Origin of the sequence: Vibrio sp. 10N.247.310.98, from assembly GCF_041467395.1 — a bacterium.
Lineage (GTDB): Bacteria > Pseudomonadota > Gammaproteobacteria > Enterobacterales > Vibrionaceae > Vibrio > Vibrio crassostreae_C.
Genome location: NZ_JBFSUL010000067.1, coordinates 19,617 through 27,104 on the forward strand (window position 1 = coordinate 19,617; position 7,488 = coordinate 27,104).

Below are 7,488 nucleotides of genomic sequence, written 5' to 3' on the forward strand. Positions count from 1 at the left end.
AGGGCTGATGCTTTCACATCAACCCTTCTTCTATTTACGTAGCAACTCTAGTAATCGAGATTCGATTATAGGCCAGCCGCTGCAAATACTTGGTTCACAATCTCTTGAGCTTCTGCTTCGATTGCTTTCAGGTGCTCTTCACCCTTAAAGCTTTCACAGTAGATCTTGTAGATGTCTTCAGTGCCTGATGGACGAGCAGCAAACCAGCCGTTCTCAGTTGTCACTTTCAGGCCACCAATCGCAGCACCGTTACCTGGAGCGTGTGTTAAGCGTGCAGTAATTGCATCGCCAGCCAGCGTCTCAGCAGAAACCATCTCTGGAGATAGCTTTTTAAGCACGTCTTTTTGTGCGCCATTTGCTACCGCTTGAATACGGTTGTACTTAGATTCACCGTGTTTAGCGGCAAGCTCTTCGTAGTATTCTTGTGGGTTCTTACCTGTCACAGCTGTGATCTCAGCCGCAAGTAAGCAAAGAATCAGGCCATCTTTATCTGTTGACCAAGGCGTACCGTCTTTACGTAGGAAAGAAGCACCTGCACTCTCTTCACCACCAAAACCAAACTGGCCGTTGTATAGACCATCAACGAACCATTTGAAACCAACTGGCACTTCACAAAGTTCGCGACCTAAGTCAGCAACAACACGGTCAATCAATGCGCTTGATACTAATGTCTTACCAACAGCAACGTCTTTACCCCAACCTTCACGGTTACGGTATAGGTAATCAATACAAACCGCTAAGAAGTGGTTTGGATTCATCAAGCCTTTAGGTGTCACGATGCCGTGGCGATCGTAATCTGGGTCGTTACCAAACGCTAGAGCGTACTCGTCTTTAAGCGCCAGTAAGCCTGCCATTGCGTATGGAGAAGAACAGTCCATACGAACCACGCCATCTTTATCTAGAGACATGAATTGGAATGAAGGGTCAACCGCTTCACTTACCAGAGTAAGATCTAGATTGTACGCTTTACCAATTTGACGCCAGTAATCAATACCGCTGCCACCCAGTGGATCAACACCAATCTTGATGTTTGCTTTCTGGATCGCTTCCATATCAACGACGTTAACCAAATCAGCGACGTATGGCGCCACTAGGTCGACTTCTTTTACTAGATCAGACTGTTTAGCCTGTGCGATAGGCGTACGCTTAACACCTTGCATTTGCTCAGCAATGATCACGTTCGCACGGTCTTCAATCGCTTGAGTCAATTCAGCTTCAGCTGGGCCACCGTGTGTCGGGTTGTATTTAATACCGCCGTCTTGAGGTGGGTTATGTGAAGGCGTGATAACAATGCCGTCGGCTTTTTTGTCATTCACTAGGTTATGCGTAAGAATCGCGTGCGAGATACCCGGTGTTGGAGTAAAGCCGTTGTTTTCTTGAATAATAACTTCAACACCGTTCGCTACAAGCACTTCGATAACCGTAGAGAACGCAGGCTCAGATAGCGCGTGAGTATCTTTACCTAAGAAAAGAGGGCCAGTTGTACCTTGCTCGGCACGAACTTCAGCAACCGCTTGTGCAATTGCTAGAATGTGATTTTCGTTAAATGTTGATTTGTCTGCTGTACCGCGGTGACCTGAAGTACCGAAAAGTACTTTATGATCTGGGTTCGTAGCATCCGGTTGCTGTAAGAAATAGTTAGCAACTAAAGCCGGGATATTATGAAGATCTTCCTGCTGAGCTTTCTGCCCAGCACGAGGGTGCATAGCCATTTTTCGACATCCTTATATATAAAATTTAAAAACAAAAAAACCTCATAATATCTTCTTATCCATGGATATTATGAGGTTTAAATCAGATTTCGTTAAATTGAACCTGTTACTTTTTCTATCAATTCTGCTTGGAAACTCATGCGGCTCATAAGCTGCTCAACCATCTGTCTTTTTCGGCTTGTATTGTTATTAGTAATAACCCAAAAAGGACTTTGTGGAATAGCTTTAGGCTTAGTCGTGTTGCCGTTTGCTAGCAACGTCGCTTCGTTATCTGCAAAGTAAACGCGCTTACGGCCTTTTACTTGAGTTGCTTCTGAAAAGCTTAAAGGGTCGATTTTATGCAGTGTTGATAACACAAGCATGAAACGATCAATGGCTTTCTTTAGTGATGCAAACTCATCTGATATTAGTAGTGAGCGCATTTCTTTAACGCCATCGAACTTCTCTGGAGTAAAGCCTACCTCTTTGCTAACAACGATACCTTTTGGCTCAACGATCTCTTCGATCGGAGCCATGCCTTGGCTATCAACCTGTAACAAGCGGCGCAGAATATCTGAAGCGCTTTCGCCAATACGTTCTGTCTGACCCGCAATAAAACGGTATAGGTCCTCATCAACCTCAATTGTTTTCATTCGCTTTTCACAATCTCAATGTTTAAACTCTGGGGGATTATAGCGAGATCCGCGCGGATACTCTACGTCAAACCCACCATGAATAAGATAAAAATGTCAGTACAGCTCAACTATAAAATTGAAGGTGAGGGTCACACCATTGTTTTGATCCATGGATTATTCGGTAATCTGGACAACCTTGGCTTGCTCGCTAGGGATCTAAAAGCCGATCATCAGGTACTTAGTATCGATCTCCGCAACCACGGTCAATCCTTCCATAGTGACACTCATAACTATCAAGCGATGGCACAAGACGTGGCTCAACTGCTGCATGATCTTAAGTTAAAAGACGTCACTGTGATTGGTCACTCGATGGGTGGCAAAGTAGCGATGGCACTGACACAGCACCTTGCACTGCAAAAGTTGATTGTCTTGGATATGGCTCCGGTCGCGTACACTCAGAGTCGCCACGACAACGTATTCGCAGGCCTGCAAGCCGTGATAGAAGAAAAGCCGACTTCACGCTCAGACGCACTCAAGATTCTCGCAAAACATATCGAGATCGATGGCGTTCGCCAGTTTTTAACCAAATCTTTGTTCAAAACAGAGCAAGGCATTATGGAGTGGCGCTTTAACGTCGCATCACTGCTCGCTAATTACGCGCACATCATTGGCTGGGAACCGATCGAGAAAACCTCGGTCAAAACCTTACTCATAAAAGGTGGGGATTCTGATTACCTCACCGCAGAACATCAAGCAGCCGTTCAACAGCAATTTTCTAATGCAAAAGCGCACGTCATTGCCAACACCGGTCACTGGCTGCATGCTGAAAAACCAGCAGAAGTACTTCGAGCAATTAGAAAATTCATCGCTTAACTGCGCTTTTTCGTGCAGATAAATGAGAGCTGTGTAATTACTGCAGATTAACTTTATCTCACAACAGTGATATAGTGCGCCCAAGCAAAATTGGTATATAAGGTTCCCATGCTTTACGACTACATGAACATCATCGAATCTGTTGGTTTAGATCTCCTGTTTGCCGCGATTTTCTTTTTAATCGGTATGGCAATTAAGGACGTTCTCAAGCAGGGAAATGTTCCTCCATTTGGTCGTCGCATCGTATGGTTAGTACTTTTCCTTGGCTGTGCGGGTTTTATCGCCAAAGGGATAATCCAACTAAGCTGGGAAGGAACTGGGATCTAACGATTCTCTTCCGAACTTTATTACACCGACAACAGACAAAATGAAAGGTAATGATTCTATGGCAAGTGTAGGTCTCTTCTTTGGTAGCGATACAGGTAACACTGAAGCTGTTGCTAAGATGATTCAAAAGCAATTGAGCAAACAGCTCGTTCACGTTCAAGACATTGCAAAAAGCAGCAAAGAAGATATCGATAACTTCGATCTACTGCTGCTTGGTATCCCTACGTGGTACTACGGCGAAGCACAATGTGATTGGGATGACTTTTTCCCAGAGCTAGAAGCTATTGATTTCTCAACTAAGCTTGTTGCTATCTTTGGTTGTGGCGACCAAGAAGATTACGCAGAATACTTCTGTGATGCTATGGGTACTATCCGTGACATCGTTGAAGCGAAAGGCGGTACTATCCTAGGTCACACATCAACTGAAGGCTACGAATTCGAAGCATCGAAAGGTTTAGTTGAAGGCGATGACAGCCAATTCGTTGGTCTATGTATCGATGAAGACCGTCAACCTGAGCTAACTGATGAGCGCGTATCTAACTGGGTTAAACAAATCCACGAAGAGATGTGCCTAGCAGAGCTAGAAGACTAATTCTCTAGTGGTTGTTAATTGTTACAGTTAATAACCATTATGTAGATATGAAAAAACCTCCTTATAGGAGGTTTTTTGCTATTTAAAATCTATTAATTAGCACTCAGCCTCTAATGCTTCATCATCATCTCTAAATTGCGGCTTCTTTCTTACATAGAGGGTGCGTTGAATTTCTGAAACCACATTACCCTGCTTATCTTTCACGTGAATAATAAATTCGGGGAAACACTTTTCACCGAGTTGCGTCTGACGATAGATATCGTCAAGCTGCCCTTGCCTTATCTCAAAATCTGCATACAAGTCCGATTGCCCCGGCTTGATGAAGTTAATGCTCGCTTCTTTATCCCAAACATAATATCGTTCACCTAAAATTCCCATTAACATCAATGAGTAAACGGGATCGGTAAGAGAAAAGATACTGCCGCCATATTGAGTACGATTGGCGTTCTTATTCCACCAGCGTAGCTTAAGTACTGTCTTAACAACCCTAAAGTCAGTGCTAATGTGGGCTATTCGAATACCCGCTCCCCAGAAGGGAGGCCAAATATTAAGAGCAAATTTTACAATGTTGGGTTTATATATTTTTGCGAGTTGCTTATTCATAACAACATTCCATGTTCATATCAGAAACACCGTCACCTTGACTGGTCGTACCTCCACTATAAGTGAGATACTTCCAATTTACAAAACAGATTGTGATGTCAGTAAGTAACCCTTTGAAGTTCGTGGTTTATTGTTATGCCTGACTAAACTATAATGGTATTAATATTGAATTCTGTTAATTGCTGCAGATCATCAACAGGAAAGTATATGTCAGACAATAATCAAGCGCTAAAAGATGCAGGTCTTAAAGTGACCCTTCCACGGCTCAAAATTTTAGAAGTATTACAACAGCCAGACTGCCAACATATTAGTGCTGAAGATTTATATAAGAAGCTGATCGACCTAGGTGAAGAAATCGGTCTTGCAACCGTTTATCGAGTACTTAACCAATTCGATGACGCTGGCATTGTAACTCGTCACCACTTCGAAGGCGGCAAGTCTGTATTTGAACTTTCTACACAGCACCACCACGACCACCTTGTATGTTTAGATTGTGGCGAAGTGATCGAATTCTCTGATGACATCATCGAAGAAAGACAGAAAGAGATTGCTCAGCGTTACAACGTGCAACTAACAAACCACAGTTTGTACTTGTACGGCAAAAGCATTAGCGGAGATTGCAAAGGCAATCCAGACGCGCATAAAGCGAAGAAGTAATACAGAACGCTGGCTTAGGCCGGCGTTTTTTATATGGCCCTACATAAGTACGATCTCCGATACTTATCCCATATTATTCAGACACAAAAAAACCGGCTCTAAGCCGGTTTTTTATTGGGTCGCTTTTAACAAACTAAGCACTCAAGCATTAAGCTTCAGTTTTACCCCAAGTGTCACGTAGACCAACCGTACGGTTGAAGACTAGTGCGTCTGCTTTAGAGTCTTTCGAATCCACACAGAAGTAACCTGTACGTTCAAATTGGTACGCTTGTTCTGCCACACCTTCTGCTAAGCTAGGTTCAACAAAACCATTTAGCGTAACAAGTGATTCAGGGTTTAGCGTTGCAGCGAAGTCATCAGCAGCGGCTGGGTTTGGCACTGTGAATAGACGATCGTACAAACGAATCTCAGCAGGTAATGCTTTATCAGCAGATACCCAGTGGATAACGCCTTTCACTTTGCGGCCATCTGCAGGGTTCTTACCCAATGTTTCATTGTCGTAAGAACAGAAGATAGTCGTAATGTTGCCTTCTGCATCTTTTTCGATACGTTCAGCTTTGATCACGTAAGCACCACGCAGGCGAACTTCTTTACCTAGAACCAAACGCTTGTACTTCTTGTTTGCTTCTTCACGGAAGTCGTCACGTTCAATCCAAACTTCGCGTGTAAATGGAACTTCACGAGTACCCATTTCTGGCTTGTTCGGGTGGTTTGCAACCGTTAGCGTTTCTACTGTATCTGCTTCGTAGTTTTCGATAACGATCTTAACTGGATCCAGAACAGCCATTGCACGAGGTGCATTTTCGTTCAGATCATCACGGATGCAAGATTCAAGTGAACCGAACTCAATCATGTTCTCTTGCTTAGTTACACCAATACGCTTACAGAATTCACGAATCGAGCTTGAAGTAAAACCACGACGACGTAGGCCAGAAATAGTAGGCATGCGTGGGTCATCCCAACCTTGAACTAGGTTTTCAACCACAAGTTGGTTCAGCTTACGCTTAGACATCACTGTATATTCAAGATTCAGGCGGCTAAACTCGTACTGACGAGGTTGGCAGTCAATCGTGATGTTATCTAGAACCCAATCGTACAAACGACGGTTATCTTGGAATTCAAGCGTACAGATAGAGTGCGTAATACCTTCCAGCGCATCAGAGATACAGTGAGTAAAGTCGTACATTGGGTAAATGCACCACTTGTCAGCCGTTTGATGGTGGTGAGCAAAACGAACACGGTAGATAACAGGATCGCGCATAACCATGAACGAAGAGCTCATGTCGATCTTAGCACGTAGACACGCTTTACCTTCTTCGAAGCCACCGTCACGCATTTTTTCAAACAACGCTAGGTTCTCTTCTGGGCTGCGGTCACGGTATGGGCTCGCTTTACCTGGCTCTTTTAGCGTGCCACGGTACTCACGGATTTGATCAGGACTTAGCTCGTCAACATACGCTAAGCCTTTATTAATTAATTCCACAGCATAAGCGTAAAGCGTATCGAAGTAGTTTGATGAGTAGCAAATATCACCAGACCATTCGAAGCCTAACCAGCTTACATCATTCTTAATTGACTCAACGTATTCAACGTCTTCTTTTTCAGGGTTTGTATCATCGAAACGAAGATTACATTGTCCCTGGTAGTCCTGAGCAATACCAAAGTTCAAGCAAATAGATTTAGCGTGACCAATGTGCAGGTAGCCATTTGGCTCCGGCGGGAAACGAGTATGCACGCTACTGTGTGTACCATCCGCTAAATCTTTATCAATAATTTGGCGAATGAAATTCGATGGACGAGCCTCAGCTTCACTCATCTATAGCACCTCTATGTATTTAGTATTGTCAGAGAAAGTTATCTTTCGTCCCCAAGAAAACGGTCGCTTATAGCGCCAGTCAAAGATAGAAAGATCATTGTTGCTAATCATCCACAATTCTTAGCCTTTGCACAATAAGAACCGTCCGTTAATTGCGATTATTTCTGCTATTCGATGAAGAATAGAACGAACCGTGTTCGCTGGTCTTAAACTGCAGGCACAAAAAAGCCTCCCATGTGGGCTGTCTCTTGATCACAAGTCTGGTTAATCAAGAGACTTGGCGAGTTCATACCC

8 protein-coding genes are annotated in these 7,488 nt (G+C 43.7%); 4 read left to right on the forward strand and 4 right to left on the reverse strand.

The window, feature by feature from the left end; all coding sequences use genetic code 11:
* Nucleotides 1-65 precede the first annotated feature (65 nt).
* Nucleotides 66-1,712 carry a phosphoglucomutase (alpha-D-glucose-1,6-bisphosphate-dependent) gene (gene pgm / locus AB6E78_RS19870; RefSeq protein ID WP_061019537.1) on the reverse strand — a complete coding sequence of 549 codons (1,647 nt, stop codon included), beginning with the start codon at nucleotides 1,710-1,712 and terminating at the stop codon, nucleotides 66-68.
* A 92-nt stretch (nucleotides 1,713-1,804) separates the two neighbouring features.
* A complete protein-coding gene (gene seqA, locus AB6E78_RS19875) occupies nucleotides 1,805-2,344 on the reverse strand; it encodes a replication initiation negative regulator SeqA (RefSeq protein WP_019820493.1) in 540 nt (179 codons plus the stop codon).
* A 93-nt stretch (nucleotides 2,345-2,437) separates the two neighbouring features.
* Here seqA and AB6E78_RS19880 point away from each other — a divergent pair, with 93 nt between their 5' ends.
* From AB6E78_RS19880 to fldA, 3 genes are all read left to right on the forward strand, one after another.
* Nucleotides 2,438-3,199, forward strand: a complete 762-nt coding sequence (locus AB6E78_RS19880) for an alpha/beta fold hydrolase (RefSeq protein ID WP_372110639.1) — start codon at nucleotides 2,438-2,440, stop codon at nucleotides 3,197-3,199.
* Between the two features lie 108 nt (nucleotides 3,200-3,307).
* A complete protein-coding gene (locus AB6E78_RS19885) occupies nucleotides 3,308-3,526 on the forward strand; it encodes a DUF2788 domain-containing protein (RefSeq protein ID WP_004737900.1) in 219 nt (72 codons plus the stop codon).
* Nucleotides 3,527-3,584: 58 nt separating this feature from the next.
* On the forward strand, nucleotides 3,585-4,118 hold the full coding sequence (fldA, locus tag AB6E78_RS19890) for a flavodoxin FldA (RefSeq protein WP_010436745.1): 534 nt from the start codon (nucleotides 3,585-3,587) through the stop codon (nucleotides 4,116-4,118).
* Between the two features lie 96 nt (nucleotides 4,119-4,214).
* Here fldA and AB6E78_RS19895 read toward each other — a convergent pair whose 3' ends face one another.
* Entirely contained in the window at nucleotides 4,215-4,721 is a 507-nt protein-coding gene (locus tag AB6E78_RS19895) for a DUF4442 domain-containing protein (protein WP_017061955.1), read from the reverse strand.
* A gap of 207 nt (nucleotides 4,722-4,928) precedes the next feature.
* Between AB6E78_RS19895 and fcrX the strand changes: the two genes are divergently transcribed.
* Nucleotides 4,929-5,378: a ferric iron uptake transcriptional regulator FcrX gene (fcrX, locus tag AB6E78_RS19900; protein ID WP_048606469.1), complete on the forward strand. Its 450-nt coding sequence runs from the start codon at nucleotides 4,929-4,931 to the stop codon at nucleotides 5,376-5,378.
* A 148-nt stretch (nucleotides 5,379-5,526) separates the two neighbouring features.
* On the opposite strand, the gene glnS is transcribed toward fcrX, so the two are convergent.
* The gene (glnS, locus tag AB6E78_RS19905; protein WP_017063407.1) at nucleotides 5,527-7,194 is read right to left on the reverse strand and encodes a glutamine--tRNA ligase; all 1,668 of its coding nucleotides are present in this window, start codon (nucleotides 7,192-7,194) and stop codon (nucleotides 5,527-5,529) included.
* Nucleotides 7,195-7,488 lie beyond the last annotated feature (294 nt).

Coding starts and splice junctions, on each gene's coding strand:
- AB6E78_RS19895 (WP_017061955.1), bottom strand. CDS start 4,721: ATGAATAAGCAACTCGCAAAAATATATAAACCCAACATTGTAAAATTT.
- fcrX (WP_048606469.1), top strand. CDS start 4,929: ATGTCAGACAATAATCAAGCGCTAAAAGATGCAGGTCTTAAAGTGACC.
- pgm (WP_061019537.1), bottom strand. CDS start 1,712: ATGGCTATGCACCCTCGTGCTGGGCAGAAAGCTCAGCAGGAAGATCTT.
- fldA (WP_010436745.1), top strand. CDS start 3,585: ATGGCAAGTGTAGGTCTCTTCTTTGGTAGCGATACAGGTAACACTGAA.
- AB6E78_RS19885 (WP_004737900.1), top strand. CDS start 3,308: ATGCTTTACGACTACATGAACATCATCGAATCTGTTGGTTTAGATCTC.
- glnS (WP_017063407.1), bottom strand. CDS start 7,194: ATGAGTGAAGCTGAGGCTCGTCCATCGAATTTCATTCGCCAAATTATT.
- AB6E78_RS19880 (WP_372110639.1), top strand. CDS start 2,438: ATGTCAGTACAGCTCAACTATAAAATTGAAGGTGAGGGTCACACCATT.
- seqA (WP_019820493.1), bottom strand. CDS start 2,344: ATGAAAACAATTGAGGTTGATGAGGACCTATACCGTTTTATTGCGGGT.